The sequence below is a fragment of the Streptomyces sp. NPDC041124 genome (assembly GCF_055592385.1).
Genome location: NZ_JBVIYR010000002.1, coordinates 666,471 through 682,656, shown reverse-complemented (window position 1 = coordinate 682,656; position 16,186 = coordinate 666,471). Strand labels below are relative to the sequence as shown.

At 73.1% G+C, this 16,186-nt stretch carries 15 protein-coding genes; 14 read left to right on the top strand and 1 reads right to left on the bottom strand.

The features are described 5' to 3' along the window. Window positions 1-544: 544 nt before the first annotated feature. From ACZ6A9_RS07565 to ACZ6A9_RS07500, 14 genes are all read left to right on the top strand, one after another. Window positions 545-1,552: an ABC transporter ATP-binding protein gene (locus ACZ6A9_RS07565; RefSeq protein WP_468980194.1), complete on the top strand. Its 1,008-nt coding sequence runs from the start codon at window positions 545-547 to the stop codon at window positions 1,550-1,552. After that, complete coding sequence (locus ACZ6A9_RS07560; protein WP_468980191.1) at window positions 1,549-2,313, top strand: MlaE family ABC transporter permease; 765 nt, start codon at window positions 1,549-1,551, stop codon at window positions 2,311-2,313. The genes ACZ6A9_RS07565 and ACZ6A9_RS07560 overlap by 4 nt, the downstream gene beginning before the upstream one ends. Before the next feature lie 5 nt (window positions 2,314-2,318). After that, entirely contained in the window at window positions 2,319-3,125 is an 807-nt protein-coding gene (locus ACZ6A9_RS07555) for an MlaE family ABC transporter permease (RefSeq protein ID WP_468980188.1), read from the top strand. A 1-nt stretch (window position 3,126) separates the two neighbouring features. Then, window positions 3,127-4,380 carry an MCE family protein gene (locus ACZ6A9_RS07550; protein ID WP_468980185.1) on the top strand — a complete coding sequence of 418 codons (1,254 nt, stop codon included), beginning with the start codon at window positions 3,127-3,129 and terminating at the stop codon, window positions 4,378-4,380. Next, window positions 4,377-5,435, top strand: coding sequence for an MCE family protein (locus ACZ6A9_RS07545; RefSeq protein WP_468980182.1), 1,059 nt, complete (start codon window positions 4,377-4,379; stop codon window positions 5,433-5,435). The genes ACZ6A9_RS07550 and ACZ6A9_RS07545 overlap by 4 nt, the downstream gene beginning before the upstream one ends. A 47-nt stretch (window positions 5,436-5,482) precedes the next feature. Next, the gene (locus ACZ6A9_RS07540) at window positions 5,483-6,550 is read left to right on the top strand and encodes an MCE family protein (protein WP_468980718.1); all 1,068 of its coding nucleotides are present in this window, start codon (window positions 5,483-5,485) and stop codon (window positions 6,548-6,550) included. Further along, complete coding sequence (locus tag ACZ6A9_RS07535; protein WP_468980180.1) at window positions 6,547-7,629, top strand: MCE family protein; 1,083 nt, start codon at window positions 6,547-6,549, stop codon at window positions 7,627-7,629. Before ACZ6A9_RS07540 ends, ACZ6A9_RS07535 begins: the two co-directional genes overlap by 4 nt. A 38-nt stretch (window positions 7,630-7,667) precedes the next feature. Further along, window positions 7,668-8,981 carry an MCE family protein gene (locus ACZ6A9_RS07530; RefSeq protein WP_468980713.1) on the top strand — a complete coding sequence of 438 codons (1,314 nt, stop codon included), beginning with the start codon at window positions 7,668-7,670 and terminating at the stop codon, window positions 8,979-8,981. Next, on the top strand, window positions 8,978-10,255 hold the full coding sequence (locus ACZ6A9_RS07525) for an MCE family protein (protein ID WP_468980177.1): 1,278 nt from the start codon (window positions 8,978-8,980) through the stop codon (window positions 10,253-10,255). Before ACZ6A9_RS07530 ends, ACZ6A9_RS07525 begins: the two co-directional genes overlap by 4 nt. Then, window positions 10,252-10,767 (top strand): hypothetical protein, encoded by a 516-nt coding sequence (locus tag ACZ6A9_RS07520; protein ID WP_468980174.1) that lies wholly within the window; start codon window positions 10,252-10,254, stop codon window positions 10,765-10,767. The genes ACZ6A9_RS07525 and ACZ6A9_RS07520 overlap by 4 nt, the downstream gene beginning before the upstream one ends. Next, entirely contained in the window at window positions 10,764-11,507 is a 744-nt protein-coding gene (locus tag ACZ6A9_RS07515) for a hypothetical protein (RefSeq protein WP_468980171.1), read from the top strand. Before ACZ6A9_RS07520 ends, ACZ6A9_RS07515 begins: the two co-directional genes overlap by 4 nt. Before the next feature lie 25 nt (window positions 11,508-11,532). Then, the gene (locus ACZ6A9_RS07510; RefSeq protein WP_468980165.1) at window positions 11,533-12,081 is read left to right on the top strand and encodes a nuclear transport factor 2 family protein; all 549 of its coding nucleotides are present in this window, start codon (window positions 11,533-11,535) and stop codon (window positions 12,079-12,081) included. A gap of 49 nt (window positions 12,082-12,130) precedes the next feature. Next, complete coding sequence (locus tag ACZ6A9_RS07505) at window positions 12,131-12,910, top strand: hypothetical protein (RefSeq protein ID WP_468980161.1); 780 nt, start codon at window positions 12,131-12,133, stop codon at window positions 12,908-12,910. A 94-nt stretch (window positions 12,911-13,004) separates the two neighbouring features. After that, on the top strand, window positions 13,005-14,282 hold the full coding sequence (locus tag ACZ6A9_RS07500; protein WP_468980159.1) for a lytic transglycosylase domain-containing protein: 1,278 nt from the start codon (window positions 13,005-13,007) through the stop codon (window positions 14,280-14,282). A gap of 119 nt (window positions 14,283-14,401) precedes the next feature. Here ACZ6A9_RS07500 and ACZ6A9_RS07495 read toward each other — a convergent pair whose 3' ends face one another. Next, window positions 14,402-16,165 carry a pyridoxal phosphate-dependent aminotransferase gene (locus ACZ6A9_RS07495; protein ID WP_468980155.1) on the bottom strand — a complete coding sequence of 588 codons (1,764 nt, stop codon included), beginning with the start codon at window positions 16,163-16,165 and terminating at the stop codon, window positions 14,402-14,404. Window positions 16,166-16,186: the final 21 nt, after the last annotated feature.

The window sequence follows — 16,186 nt, the reverse complement described above, 5'->3', positions numbered from 1 at the left end:
CTGTTTCCTGGGTGAGTGGCCGACGGCTCGACTTAGTCACCGACTGTCAAAGCGGAGGTGCGCGCCGGCTGGTGTCCGGGGTGGCCGGTCCGTCGGCCGCGCCGGGCGGCGAGGCTCACCGCGTGACAATTCCACGGCCATTTCTTGTCTGCCCGCTGAGGGGTTCGGGGGAGCTGTGGCGGATCTCCGGGGAAACTCCCCTTCCTGTATTGCCCGCTGAGGTTACTCGGCCGTAACGTGCCGGTGCGGTGCGCGGTTCCAGGTCGGCGCCCCCCTGCCGGCCTGTCACCGCGACGGGTGATCCTCCACGGTTGCGTCCTCGTGGCCGGACTCCGTCGGCAGGGTTCCGGGGGCTCCACCCCTCCCGGAGTCGCGGGACCCTGCCTGTCTCCGCGGAGACAAGTGCGGGGTCCGCATGTTGTCTGCGCGGTGACAAAGAGCGGAGGGGTCGCGGGAAGCCGGCGTCGTACCCGTTGTCACGGCGTCCCGCGCCGACTTGACTGCGCCCGCGGTGCGCATCCGACACACGTCCGGTGGAGGTGATATGGGAATCGAAGTGGTGGTGGAAGGGCTGACCAAGTCCTTCGGCAAGCAGAGCATCTGGCGGGATGTGACACTCACCCTTCCTGCCGGAGAAGTGAGCGTGATGCTCGGTCCGTCCGGCACCGGAAAGACCGTCTTCCTGAAATCGCTCATAGGGCTGCTCAAACCCGAGAAGGGCCGTGTTCTCATCAATGGGGTGGACATGGTGAACAGCCCCGAAAGGGAAATCTACGAGACCCGGAAATTGTTCGGGCTGATGTTCCAGGACGGAGCCCTCTTCGGGTCCATGTCCCTCTTCGACAACATCGCCTTCCCGCTGCGCGAGCACACCCGCAAGAAGGAGTCGGAGATCCGCCGCATCGTCATGGAGCGGATCGAGGTCGTCGGGCTGCTGGGCGCGGAGGGCAAACTGCCGGGCGAGATCAGCGGCGGCATGCGCAAACGGGCCGGTCTGGCCCGCGCGCTCGTACTGGACCCGCAGATCATCCTCTGCGACGAGCCGGACTCGGGGCTCGACCCGGTCCGCACGGCCTATCTCTCCCAGCTGCTGATCGACCTGAACGCGCAGATCGACGCGACGATGCTGATCGTCACCCACAACCTCGACATCGCCGCCACGGTGCCCGACAACATGGGGATGCTCTTCCGGCGCGAGCTGGTCACCTTCGGCCCGCGCGAGGTGCTGCTCACCAGCGAGGAGCCGGTCGTGGCCCAGTTCCTCGACGGCCGGCGCGAGGGCCCCATCGGGATGTCCGAGGAGAAGGACGCGGCCACCCTCGCCGCCGAGGCGGACGCCGGTGCGCCCCCGGCCCCGCCCCGCAGGATCGTTCCCCAGCTGGAACCGTCGCCCGGCCTGCCGCCGCGCGCGGCCGTCGCCCGACGGCACCAGCGTGTCATGGGCATGATGGATCAGTTGCCGCCCGCCGCGCGCTCCGCCATCCGCGAGACCTACGCCGCGAAGGCCGCGGCCCCCACCGTGACGGTGCCCGCCGCCGGGAGCGGCACATGATCATCGGCGCGCTCCGGGGGACCGGCCGGCTCTTCGCGCTCGCCGCCGAAGTCAGCCGCGCCGTCTTCCGAAGACCCTTCCAGTTGCGCGAGTTCGTCGAGCAGTTCTGGTTCGTCGCGAGCGTCACCATCCTGCCCGCCGCCCTCGTCTCGATCCCCTTCGGCGCCGTCATCGCGCTCCAGGTCGGCTCTCTCACCCAGCAGCTGGGCGCCCAGTCGTTCACCGGGGGCGCCAGCGTCCTTGCCGTCGTCCAGCAGGCGAGCCCGCTCATCGTCGCCCTGCTGATCGCCGGCGCCGGAGGCTCCGCCATCTGCGCCGACCTCGGCTCCCGCACGATCCGCGAAGAGCTCGACGCCATGGAGGTCATGGGCGTCTCGCCCGTGCAGCGCCTGGTCGTCCCCCGGGTCCTGGCCACCATGGCCGTGGCCGTCCTGCTCAATGGCCTGGTCTCCGTCGTCGGCACCCTCGGCGGCTACTTCTTCAACGTCATCCTGCAGGGCGGCACCCCCGGCGCCTACCTGTCCAGCTTCTCCGCGCTCGCCCAGCCGGCCGACCTCTACGTCAGCGAACTCAAGGCACTCGTCTTCGGCTTCATCGCGGGCATCGTCGCCGCCCACCGCGGCCTCAACCCGCGCGGCGGCCCCAAGGGCGTCGGCGACGCCGTCAACCAGTCCGTCGTCATCACCTTCCTGCTGCTCTTCTTCGTGAACATGGTGATGACGGGCATCTACCTCCAGATCGTCCCGCCGAAGGGAGGCTGAGGCCGATGGCCTCCCCGCTCGCCCTGCTCGACCGGTCCGGCGACCACCTGATCTTCTACGTCCGGGCACTGCTGTGGATCCCGCGCACCCTGCACCGCTACCTCAAGGAGGTGCAACGCCTCCTAGCCGAGGTCGCGTTCGGCTCCGGCGGCCTCGGCGTCATCGGCGGCACCATCGGCGTGATGATCGCGATGACGCTCTTCACCGGGACCGTGGTCGGACTCCAGGGCTACGCGGCCCTCGACCAGATCGGCACGGCCGCGTTCACCGGATTCGTCTCCGCCTACTTCAACACCCGCGAGATCGCCCCCCTCGTCGCCGGACTCGCCCTCTCGGCGACCGTCGGCGCGGGCTTCACCGCCCAGCTCGGCGCCATGCGCATCAACGAGGAGGTCGACGCCCTCGAGGGCATGGGCATCCGCTCCATGCCCTACCTGGTCACCACGCGCATCATCGCCGGGGTCGTCGCCATCGTCCCGCTGTACGCGATCGGGCTGCTCTCCTCCTACCTCGCGTCCCGCTACGTGACCGTCCTGTTCAACGGCCAGTCCCGGGGCACCTACGACCACTACTTCAACCTCTTCCTCTCCCCGACGGACGTCCTGCTCTCGGTGCTGAAAGTGCTGATCTTCAGCGTCATGGTGATCCTCGCCCACTGCTACTACGGCTACCGCGCCACCGGAGGTCCCGCCGGCGTCGGCGTGGCCGTCGGCCGGTCGGTGCGCAACGCCATCGTGCTGATCAGTGTCACCGACTTCTTCCTGTCGCTCGCCCTGTGGGGCGCGACCACGACCGTGAAGGTGGCGGGGTGAGATGAGCGGAGCACGAGGCCGGACGCTGCGCCTCCGGTCGACCGGGGTGGTGTTCCTGCTGGTGCCGGTCCTGCTGGTCTGGCTGGCCGTCGCCGTCTACGACAAGCGGTTCACCCCGTCCGACCCGGTGGTCGTCGAGACCGGCAGCGCCGGCAACGAGATGCACCCGGGCGCCGAGGTCAAACTGCGCGGGGTCGTCGTCGGGGAGGTCCGCGCCATCGACGCCACCGACACCGGCGCCCGGCTCACCCTCGCCATGAAACCCGGCGCCCTCGACGACGTTCCCTCCGACGTCCGGGCGCAGATGCTGCCCACCACCCTGTTCGGCGAACGGTTCGTGGCCCTCGTACCGCCGAAGCGTCCCTCGGACCGGCCGCTCGCCGCCGGGGCCGTCATTCCCCAGGACCGCTCCGAGAACGCCGTCGAACTCCAGCAGGTCCTCGACGACGTGCTGCCGATGCTCACCGCGGTCCAGCCGCAGAAGCTGTCCGCGACCCTGTCGGCCGTCTCCCAGGCCCTGGAGGGGCGCGGCGACCGGCTCGGCGACACCCTCGTCCGACTGGACGCCCATCTCAAGGAGTTCAATCCCCACCTGCCCGCCCTCAACCGGGACCTCACACACCTGGTGGAGGTGGGCCACATCTACGCGGACGCCGCGCCCGACATCATCACGGCGCTCACCGACTTCACCACCACCAGCGGCACCCTCGCCGAACAGGAGGCGGCCTACGCCCGCACCCTCGGCGCCACCACCCGCGCGGCCGAGGACGTGACGGCCTTCCTGCGGAAGAACAAGGACACCATCATCCGGCTCAGCGCGACCGGCAGGCCCACCCTGGAACTGCTCGCCGAGTACTCCCCGTCCTTCCCCTGCACCCTGCGCACCCTCGCCGAGTTCGTCCCCGCCATGGACAAGGTGCTCGGCAAGGGCACCGACCGGCCCGGCATCCACGTCGACGTCACCGCGGTCCCCCCGCGCGGTGCCTACCTGCCCGGCCGCGACACCCCCGTGTACGACGCCGGGGGCGGTCCCCGCTGTCCCTCCGTGCCCTACCTCGGCACCCTGGCCCGGCCCGCCGCGCAGGCGTCCGCGGCCGTCGAGCAGGACCTCGGGCCCGCCAACTCGCCGCAGGAGAACGACCTGGTCAACGAACTGCTCGCGCCCGCGGCGGGCCGGACGCCCGGTGATCTGCCCGACTGGAGCAGCCTGCTCGTCGGCCCGGCCTACCGCGGCACGGAGGTGACGCTCGGATGACCCGCGCGGACAACGCCCACACCCGCCGCCGCCCGCTCACCGGGCCGCTGCTCAAGTCCCTGGTCTTCGTGATCGTCACGGGCATCGCCACGACCGTGCTCGGCATCGGTGTCGCCAGTACCGGCGTCGACACCGGAACCCGCACCTACCGGGCCCTGTTCACCGACGTCACGGGACTCGTCGACGGCGACAGCGTGCGCATCTCCGGAGTGAAGGTCGGCGAGGTGACCGACGTCCGCGTCGTGCAACGGCGCACCGCGCAGGTCACCTTCACCGTCCGCGACGACCGCCGGCTGCCCCGGTCGGCCACCGCCGCCGTGAAGTACCTCAACATGGTCGGCCAGCGCTACGTCGCCCTCGGCCGTGGCAGCGGCGACCTCACCGGCACCCTCGAGCCGGGCGACACCATCCCGCTCGACCGCACCACGCCGGCCCTCGACCTGACGCTGCTCTTCAACGGGTTCAAGCCGTTGTTCGAGGGACTGTCCCCGAAGGACGTCAACGAACTCGCCGGATCGATCGTGCAGGTGCTCCAGGGGGAGGGCGCCACGGTGGACAGCCTGATCCGCCACGTCGGCTCCCTCAGCACGACCGTCGCCGCCAAGGACAAGGTGATCGGCCAGGTCGTCGACAACCTCAGCACCGTCCTGGACACCCTCAACGACCGCGAGGACAGCTTCGACGACCTCGTCGTCACCCTCCAGGACCTCGTCACCGGCTTCAACGACGACCGCAAACCCCTCGGCAAGGCGGTCGCCGCCATGGGCGACCTGACCACGGTCACCGCGGGCCTCGTCGAGGACGGGCGGGCGCCCCTGAAGCGGGACATCCGCGAACTGGGCCGGCTCTCCACCGGCCTCGGCGGCCACCTGCCGCGGATCGAGGACTTCCTCGAGCGGAGCCCCGCCAAGATGACCGCCCTGGCCCGGCTGTCCTCCTACGGGTCGTGGTTCAACCTCTACCTCTGCGAGGCACGCGTGAGCGCAGTGACCACCTCCGACGGCTCGAAGCCGCCGACCGGCATCGCGATCACCGAATCGAGGTGCCGCGGATGAGGCGCTTCGCACGACGCCACCGCTCCGAGGGGGCGGAGCGCACCGGCATGCACGGAACCGGGAGGGCGGCCGGGCCCCGGCGCCCCCGCTTCCGGCCCGTCAAGGAGCGCGAGCCCGCCGCCGTCGCCGTCGCCGGACTGGTCGCCCTCGGCCTGCTCGCCGCCCTCGTCCTCAACGCGGACCGGCTGCCGTTCAGCGGCGGTACGCACTACAGCGCCGACTTCTCCGAAGCGGCCGGCCTCGCCGAGGGGGACGAGGTGCGCATCGCCGGCGTGAAGGCGGGCAAGGTCACCGGTGTCGCCCTCGACGGCCCCAAGGTGAAGGTCACCTTCGAGGTCGAGGGCGTGTGGATCGGCGACCGGACCACCGCCGCCATCGCCATCAAGACCCTCCTGGGCGACAAGTACCTGGCGCTCGACCCGCTCGGCACCGGCCGGCAGGACCCGGACCGCCGCATCCCGCTGTCCCGCACCACCTCCCCCTACGACGTGACGCAGGCCTTCCAGGACCTCGGCTCCACCGTCGAGGACATCGACACCCGGCGCCTCGCGGAGAGCTTCGCGACCCTCTCCGACACCTTCGCCGACTCCCCGCCGCACGTGCGCAAGGCCGCCGACGGCCTGTCCGCGCTGTCCAAGTCCGTCTCCACACGCGACGCGAAGCTCGCCGAACTCCTCAAGGGCAGTGCCCGGTTCACCAAGACGCTGCAGAACAAGCAGTCCAGCTTCGAGACCCTCCTGGAGGACGGCGGCTCCCTGCTCGGCGAACTCCACGACCGCCGGGACGCCATCCGCGCGCTGCTGAAGGGCAGCAGGAAACTCGGCAAGGAACTCGGCGGCCTCGTCGACGACAACGAGAAGCAGCTCGGCCCCACCCTCAAGGCGCTCGGCCGGGTCACCGGCGTGCTGGAGAAGAACAACACCGAGCTCGGCAAGACCCTCGCGCTGGTCGGCCCGTACTACCGCCTCGTGGGCAACACCCTGGGCAACGGCCGCTGGTTCGACAGCTACCTGTGCGGTGTCGTCCCCCGCGACTACCTGCCCGAGACGTCCCGGCCCGAGTCCGGCTGCCTGCCGCCGAAGCAGGCGGCGGCCCGGGAGAACGGTGAGCGATGACCAGACGCAGAAGAGTCCTCACCGGCGTGCTCGCCCTCGCGGTGCTCGTCGCCGGCGCCCTGGCCACCGTCCGGATCCTCGGCTCCGGCGGCACCCGCCTGACCGCCTACTTCGACCGCGCCGTCGGCGTCTACGCCGGATCCGACCTGCGCATCCTCGGCGTGCGGGTCGGCGAGGTGGAGTCGGTCCGGCCACAAGGCACCACGGTGCGCGTCGGACTGCGCCTGGACGACGGCGTGAAGGTCCCCGAGAACGCGCGGGCCGTGGTCGTCGCACCGAGTGTCGTCGCCGACCGCTACGTGCAGCTCACCCCCGCCTACAGCTCAGGACCCGCGCTGGCCGAGGGCGCCGTCCTGCCCGCCGCCCGCAACCGCACCCCCGTCGAGATCGACCAGCTCTACGACTCGATCACCGAGCTCGGCGAGGCGCTCGGCCCGGACGGCGCCAACGCGGAGGGCGCCCTGTCCGACCTGCTGCGCACCGGCGCCGCCAACCTCGACGGCAACGGGAAGGCGATCGGCGACGGCATCGAGGAGTTCGGCAAGGCGGCCAGGACGCTCGACGGCAGCAGCGGCGACCTGTTCGCCACGCTGCGCAGGCTCCAGACCTTCACCACCATGCTGAAGGAGAAGGACTCCGACGTGCGCACCGCGCAGGAACGCCTGGACGAGGTCGTCGGCTTCTTCGCCGACAACAAGGACGACCTCACCGGCGCGCTCGAGGAACTGGGGTCCGCCCTCGGCCAGGTCAAGACCTTCATCGAGGACAACCGGGGCGAGCTGAAGGGCAACGTCGACCGGCTCCTGCCCATCACCCGGACCCTCGTGAAGCAGCGTGCCTCGCTGGCCGAGGCGTTGGACACCGCACCGCTGGCCACGGGCAACCTCGTCAACGCCTACAACCCCGACTCGCGCACCCTCGACGGCCGGGTCAACCTCAACGAGATCAGCATGGGCGGCCCCCTGCTGCCGCTGCCCGCCGCGGGCGGCTCCTCCGGGGGCGGTTCCTCCGCGGGCGGCTCCTCCGGGGGCGGTTCCTCCGCGGGTGGCGACGCGGGCGCCGGGAAGGGGGAGCGGTGAAGCGCGGCACACGGCGCTCCGGCCCGGGAACGGCCTCGGTGAAGCGCGGCCTGCTGACCGCGGGCGGGGCCGCCGGTCTCACCGTGGGGGGACTGATCGCCCTCGGACTCGGCTTCACCCTGGCCCTGGGCGCGGTCACCGTCGACCTTCCGCGCTTCACCGGCATGGAGGACCTGCCGCTGCCCGGCGGCGCCGACCTCGGCGACCGCCCCTACACCGTCACCGCGGAGCTTCGGGACGTGCTCAGCCTGGTCCCGCACTCCGCGGTGAAGGTCAATGACGTCGCCGTCGGCCGGGTCACCGCCGTCGACCTGGGCCGCGACGACTGGACGGCCCGCGTCACCATGGAGATCAACGGTGAGGTGCGCCTGCCGGCCGACGCCGCCGCCCGGATCGAACAGTCCAGCCTGCTGGGCGAGAAGTACGTCCAGCTCGTCGCGCCCGGGAAGGACACCGGGGCCGGGCGGCTCGACGACGGCAGCGTCATCCCGGTCTCCCGCACCGGCCGCGACACCGAGGTCGAAGAGGTGTTCGGCGCGCTGTCCCTGCTCCTCAACGGCGGCGGCGTCAACCAGCTGAAGACCATCACCCGGGAACTCGACGCGGCGCTCGGCGGCCGCGAACCGGCGGTCCGCTCCGTGCTGAAGCGGGTCAACACCCTGGTGACCGACCTCGACGACCACCGGGGCGACATCACCGACGCCCTCGACGCCGTCAACCGGCTCTCCACGACCCTCGCCACCCGCGAGGAGGACGTCGGCACCGTCCTCACCGACCTCTCGCCCGGACTGAGGACGCTGGAGAAACAGCGCGGCTCCCTGCTGACCATGCTGCGCTCCCTCGACACCCTCTCCGGCGTCGCCGTCTCCACCATCGACGCGAGCAAGGACGACATGATCGCCGACCTCAAGGCCCTCGCGCCGACCCTGAAAGCCCTCGCGGACGCGGGCGCGGATCTGCCCGACTCCCTGGAGGTGCTGCTGACGTACCCGTTCACCGACGAGGTGCTGCGGGGGGTGAAGGGCGACTACCTCAACGTGTACCTGAACATGGTCGCCGTGCCCGGGACCCGGTTGATCCCGCCGCTGGTGCCCCAGGACACACCCCCGACGTCCCCTCCGGCGGGCGGCGGGCCGGAGGCGTCCGGGGAGCGGCGGCGCGCGGGGGAGCCCGGCGGGGAGGAGAAGTCCGCGGGGAGGGACGGCGGGGCGGCAGAAACACCCGCGTCGTCCTCGGCCCCGCCGCCGCGCCGGTCCTCACCGGCACCGTCCTCCCCCCTGCCCCTGCCGTCCGTCCCCGCCACCGGAACGGCGACGGTTCCGCAGGCCGCACCGGGAGGTGAGGCGGGATGATCACCCTCGCCGTACGGCTGAAGAACCTCGCCTTCCTCCTCATCGCCGTCCTCGCCCTGTCCTTCCTCGGCATCCGCTACGCCGACCTCGGGCGGTACGTCGGCGTTGCGGACTACTACACGGTCGACGTGCGCCTCCCGCACACCGGAGGACTGTTCACCCACTCCGACGTCACCTACCGGGGCGTCTCCGTGGGGCGCGTCGGACCGATCGGGCTGACCGCCGACGGTGTCGTGGCCGAACTGCGCATCAAGAAGTCCGCCCCGCGCATCCCCGCCGACACCCGCGCGGTGGTCGCCGGGCTCTCCGCCGTGGGCGAGCAGTACATCGACCTGCGGCCGGAGAGCGGCGGTGCCCCCTACCTGGCCGACGGCGCGCGTATCGAGCGGGCCGACACCCAGGTGCCCAGACCCGTCACCGACGTGCTCGCGAGCGTGGACGGCCTCGCCCGCTCCGTCCCCCTCGACGACCTGCGCACCGTGGTGGACGAACTCGGGGAGGCCTTCGAGGGCCACGGAGACGACCTCCAGGTCCTGCTCGACAGCGCAGGCGCCTTCGTGGAGGCCGCCGACCGCGCCCTGCCGTCCACCACCCGGCTCATCACCGACGGCGAGACCGTCCTGCGCACCCAGGCCGAGGAGAAGCGGGCCATCCGCGACTTCGCCGTCGGGGCGGAGGAACTGGCCCGCGCCCTCAAGGGCTCCGACACCGACCTGCGCCGCCTCCTCGCCGTCGCCCCCGAGGCGGCCGGCCAGGTCAGCGGCGTCCTGCGGGACCTCGACCCGAGCCTCGGCGTGGTCCTCGCCAATCTGCTCACCACCTCCGAGATCGCCGTCACCCGGCAGCGCGGCACGGAGGAACTCCTCGTGAAGTTCCCGGCGGCCGTCGCCGCCGGCGCCACCGCCGTCGACGGAGGGAAGCTGAACTTCGGCATGGCCGTCACCTTCTTCAAACCCCTGCCCTGCACCGCCGGTTACGGTGCCACGCGCTACCGCAACGGGCTCGACCTCGGCACCACGCCCGCCCTCAACACCGGTGCGGCCTGTACGGCCTCGGCCGCGGACGGGTACAACGTGCGCGGTTCCGCGAACGCTCCCGGGGGCGGCCCGGTCCCCGAGCCGGCCCGCCCCGGCTCGCTGCCCTCCGGCGGCGGCGCGGCGCGGACGGGCTCACCGGCCGCGCCCCCCGGTGCCCTCGCCCTGCCCGGGCAGGCCGGCGAGGCACCGGGGGACCTGACGGAACTCCTCGCCCCGGGCGTACGGAGCACCCGGTGAGGGCGGCCCGCATCCTGGGCGGCGTGGGGCTCGCCCTGGCCGTCGCCTTCTGCGGCACCGGCGCGTGGACGTACGCGCAGGCCCGCACCGACGACGCGCTCGCCCACGGCCGGGAGCGCGACCGGGCGCTCGCCGACGGGCGGGAGGGCGTCACCGTGCTCACCACCCTCGACGCGTCGACCCGGCAGCGGGCTCGGACGGGCATCCGGGCCTGGCGGGAGGCCTCCACCGGGCCGCTGCGCGAGGAACTGGAGTCCACCGAGGCCGAGGTGGGCGCCTCGGCGCGCGGCACGGTCACCGAGGCGGCGGTCACCGCGCTCGACACCCGGGCCGGGACGGCCAAGCTGATCGTCACCGTCCGTGTGGAGGTCACCCCCGCCGGGACGAAGAAGGTGACCACCGACCGCAAACGCCTGGAGGCGGTCCTGGCCCGGACGGGCGAGGGGGAGTGGAAGGTGAAGGCCCTGAGCGCGGTGCCGCTCTCGGGCGGGCGGGAGGACGGGGACCGATGACCTTGTCACGTCTGCTGCGCGGCGGCGGGCCGCAGGTCCCCGCCCAGGGAACGCCCGCAGGCCCGGGCGAGGTGTCCGGCGCGGGCGGGGGCCCGGCAACGGACCCCGCCCCGGGGAAGGAGGGCGCGCGGGCCGGGGGCCCGGAACCCGGCGACGACCCGTGCACGGGCGGGACGTCCGCCGGGGTCCCGGCCGGCACCGGGCCTCCCGATGACGGCCGTCCGGCCGGGAAGCCCCCGGCGGGCCGGGTGCGGCGGGTGGTCCTCGCCGGGATCGCCGTCCTGTTGGTCCTCGGCGGCGGTGGCTTCCTCCACGGCGCCCACCGGCTCGAGTCGGCCGAGTCCGCCCGGAACCGCGCGCTCACCGACGCCGCGGCCACCGACCGTGTCGCGGGTGAGGTCGGCAACGCGCTCGCCCGTGTCTTCTCGTACACGCCGGACGGCACCGCGGCCGCCGAGCGCTCCGCGCGCGCCGTTCTCACCGGCCGCGCCGCCCGTCAGTACCAGGACCTCTTCGACCAGGTACGGGACGACCTGGCCGAGCAGCGCGTCACTCTGAGCACCCGCGCCGTCCGCGCCGGTGTGATCGAACTCGACGGCGACAGGGCGCGGCTGCTGGTCTTCCTCGACCAGACCTCCCGCCGCGGCAAGGACGCCCCCACCACCGCGGCCGCCCAGCTCACCGTCACCGCCCGGCTGGAGAACGACCGCTGGCGGATCGTCGACCTCAAGGCCCGCTGACACGTGCGGGAGACTGGAGCACCCCATGAAACGCGCGGTCCGCGCCCTCACCGCCCACCGCCCCCGTGCGCTCTCCTCGCTGCTCGTCGCCGCCGGCCTGACCGCGGGCGGTTTCGCGGCCTGGGCGGGGCAGGACTGGTACGGCGCGGCCCATGACGGCACGGCCGCCTACGCCGAGCAACGGGACAGGGCGCTTGCCGCCGGGGAGCAGGCCGTACTGAACCTCAACACGCTCGACCACCGGGAGGTCGCCCGGGGTCTCGACCTGTGGGAGTCGTCGACCACCGGCGAGCTGCACGAGCAACTGTCAGCGGGCCGCGACGAGTTCGCCGAACAGGTGAGGGAGGCGAAGACGGTCACCACGGCACGGGTGCTGTCGGGCGCCGTCGCCGAACTCGACGACCGTGCGGGTCGCGCCCGGGTCCTGGTGGCCCTGCGCGTCACCGTCAGGGCGTCCGACGGCGCCAAGACGGACAAGGACAGCCGCATGCTCGGCGAACTCACCCGCACCGAGGGCCGCTGGAAGCTGAGCGCCCTGGGACAGGCGCCCGTGGGCGGCGCACCGACCGGCTGACCCGGTCCCGTACCGCCGAGCCGAGCCGCCGCACCGAGAGGACAGCACGATGTCGACGACCCGCCACCACATCAACCGCCAGCGGCGCCGCCAGGCCCAGGCGCGTGGGACGCGGCCCGCCGCCGCGGGCCCGGAGAGCGCCGGGAACAGGAACCGCGCGGGCGGCAGGGCCGTCCTGTCGCCGCCCGGCTCACCGGGCGGAGACGAGACGGCGGACCGGAAGCCGGCCGTCTCCCGCACCCTCCGCGAGCGAGCCGCCGGTGCGCGCGGCGTCCGGGCCCGCCGGCGCCGGCCGGTGGTCCTCGTGATGCTCTGCCTGCTGACCGTGGTGCTCGGCGGGTTCGCCGGCTGGGCGCACGCGAAGGCCGAAGCGCTCCGTGACGAACCCGCGCGGCGCAACACCGCGCTGACCGACCTCGCCCGCACCAGCGAGATCAAGGGGCGCACGGCCGAAGCCGTCGACCGGCTCTTCTCCTACGACCACACCGACCCCGGCGCCCTCGACAAGGCCGCGCGGGAGCTCCTGACGGGCAAGGCCGTGGAACAGCACCGCACCCTGCTCGCCGACGTACGCGAGCGGGCCGACGCACAGAAGGCGGTGATCACCACGGCGGTCACCGAGAGCGCCGTCGAGCGGATCGACGGGGCGCGCGCCCGCGTCCTCGTCTACGCCGACCAGAGCAGCGTCGCCACCGCCGGGGGCAAGGCGGCCGGCGACGAGGCCGCCGCGCAGGACACGGGCGTGTACGCGGGCGCCCTGCTCGCCGTCGACGTCGTGCACCGCGAAGGACGGTGGCTCGTCTCCGGCATCGACACCTTCGGCCGCTGAGGCCCCACCTCGCCGACGCCCCACCGACGGGCGCCCCCCGGCAGGCACGGACCGGCCGGGACGCACCGCCCCGCATCCGACAGGAGTGACAGCCATGCCCGTACGCCGCGCACGACGTCCGCGCACCGGCCGGACCCGCAAGGGACTGAGGACGACCGCCGTCACCGTGGCGGCCATGGCGGCCCTCACCGCCTCCCAGGCGCCCGGACTCCTCGGGGGGCCGGGGGACACCCGCGCCGCCCCTCCTGCCGACGACGCCCGCGGGACGGCGGCGGGCGGCCCGTACGCCGAACCCGCCCCGCCGGGCGACGACTCCTACCACGTCGAACTGCCGCCCCTGGACTCCGCGGACAGCGCGTCGGCCGCACCGCCGGTCATCCGGGACCTGCGCGCCCGGTCCGGCATCCCGGCCACCGTGCTGCGCGCCTACCGTGCGGCCGAGACCTCCGTCGCCCGGACGGACCCCGGCTGCCGGCTGCCCTGGCAGCTGCTCGCGGCGATCGGCAAGGTGGAGTCCGGCCAGGCCCGCGGCGGCGCGGTCGACCGCGCCGGCACGACGCTGGGCCGCATCACCGGACCGCCGCTCGACGGCCGCGGGTTCGCGTTGATCCGGGACACCGACGGCGGCGTCCACGACGGCGACACGGTCTACGACCGCGCGGTGGGACCCATGCAGTTCCTGCCGTCCACCTGGGCCCGCTGGGGAACGGACGGCAACGGCGACGGCCGCGCGGACCCGAACAACATCTTCGACGCGGCCCTGGCGGCCGGACACTACCTGTGCGCGGGCGACCGGAACCTGGCCCGCGGCGCGGACCTGGACCGGGCGGTCCTCAGCTACAACCGCTCACGGGCCTACCTGCGGCTGGTCAGGCAGTGGCTGGAGTTCTACCTGAGCGGGGTCCACGCCGTTCCCGACGGCAAGGGTGTCCTCCCCAAGAGCCCCGGCGCGGGCGGCGACACCCCGGCGACCGAGCCTGTCGACGGGGGCGGGAGCAGCGACGGGGGTGACGGAGGCGGGGGAGGCGGCATCGTCATCGGGCCGGACCCGAGTACCCCTGACACCCCCGGCCCGTCCCCGACGCCCTCTTCGCCCGGTCCGGAACCCGCCCCCTCCTCCTCACCCGGTCCCAGCGCGTCCCCGACCGCGACCCCGACCGGCCAGGAGTCCTCCGAGCCACCAGCCGAGTCCCCCACCGAGTCCCCCACCGGGACGCCGTCGCCGTCACCCGACCCGACCGATCCGAGCCCTTCGCCCACCTCCCCGGACGACTGCTCCACCGAGTCCACCGCACCGTCCTCGGATCCCACCGGCTCCCCGGCCGCGTCACCCTGCCCGGACCCGGAGCCGTCGAGCCCGCCCTCCGAGTGAGACGGGGCGACGGCGCGGCCGCCCGCGCGGGGCGGCACGCCCTGCGGGCGGGACCGGCGAGACGCGGGAACGCTGCCGACGCACGGTGCGGCGGCATCCGGCCGCTCCACGAGGCCGGCTCAGACCACCTGGCCCATCCCCGCCGCGTTGGGCCAGGCGGCCTGCGGTCCCGGCCAGCCCGTCGCCGGGGCCATGGAGAGGCCGTCGGTGCCCCTGACCTGGGCGGCCGTCAGACCGCCGCGGGCGGGGACTCCGGGCGGTGTCGGGCCGGAGGGCAAAGGCGCCTGAGGGGCCGGGGCGGGGAACGCCGCCGCGGGCATCGGCGCCTGGGCGGCCGGGGCGAGCGGCTGGGCGGACATCGGGGGCGGCATCGGCGCGGGCACCGGGGCAGGCATCGGGGCGGGCTCCGGGAACTGCTGGGGGGCGGGTTGCGGAACCGCCTGCGGCACGGGCTGGGCCACAGGCTGAGGAACACCCCGAGCCCTCATGCCCGCCCCCGAGCCCGCACCGATCCCCGCCCCCATGCCCGCCGACGCCGCGACCGGCACCGGCATCCCGCCGGCCGGGTCCGCCGTGACGGTGGACGCGGCGGCGGGGAGCGGCATGCCGGTGCCGGCGGCCTGAGCGGCGGCGAGCCCCGGAGCGGCGGCCTGAGCGGCGAGCCCCCGCATGCCCGCCCCGTTGGTCTCGCTCACCAGGCGGTCCACTGCCGCCGTGCCCGAGCTGTAGCCGGTCCCGGTGGCCTGTTCGGGCACGGCGGCTCCCCTCCTGGACGTCCCGTAGAGCACCTGTTCCAGGCCGGACACCAGGCGACGCACGTCCACCTGGGGGCGCACCACGAGACGCAGGAAGCGGCTGGAGGAGCCGATCTTGTTGCCGCACTCACGGACCAGGATCCGGTGCTCGGTGAGCATCCGGTCCCGGACCACGGTTCCCTCCGCGCCCACGGGCAGACGCACGAAGAGGAAGTTCCCCTGGGACGGGTAGACCGTCAGCCCGGGCAGCGAGGAGAGCCGGCCGGACATGTCCATCCGGTCGCGGCGCACCTGGTGCAGGCTTCGGGCGTACTCGGCGCCGTGCTCCTTCAGCATGAACACCACGTGCTCGGCGAAGGAGTTGATGTTCCACTTGGGGAGCATGGAGCGGACCTTGCCCGCGAGCGCCGGGTTGGCGACCAGGTAGCCGAAGCGGATGCCGTGCAGGCCGAAGTTCTTGCCCAGGCTGCGCAGCACGATGACGTTGGGCCGCAGCATCGCCTCCTGCACCACCGACGGTTCCACCTCGGCGTCGGCGAACTCCAGGAACGACTCGTCGACCACCACCAGGTCCAGGTCGGCCATCGCGTCCATGAACTGCACGATCGCGTGCTTGTGGAGGAAACCGCCGTCGGGGTTGTTCGGGTTGCAGATCACCGCCACCCGGGTCCCCCGGGCCCGGATGAACTCCGCGTACTGCGCCAGGTCGAGGGCGAAACCGCCGGACTCCTGCAGCGGGAACATGTCGACCCGCTTGCCGGTCTCCATGGGCTGGTCGGTCCAGCGGCCGAAGGTGGGGACGGGGACGGCGAGCGACTCACGGACCAGCAGGTGGTCGATCCACGTGATCAGCTCCGTCGATCCGTTGCCCATCGCCACGCACTGCGGGGGGAGCTGGAGCAGGCTGCACAGCTCGGCCGTGACGGTGTCGGCGCTGCTCGGGTAGTACGTGATGATGTCGCGCAGCCGCCCCGCCATGTCCTCGAACATGGCGGGGGTGGGGAAGTACGGATTGCAGGGGATGCAGAAGTCCACCGGGCCGGCCCCGTCGCTCTCCCGCGTCAGCGCCGCCATCGACGGACTGTGCGCCGCCGTGCTGCGGAACAGCGAGGTGACGTTGTCGGCCATGGAACCTCCGTGTACGGCGGG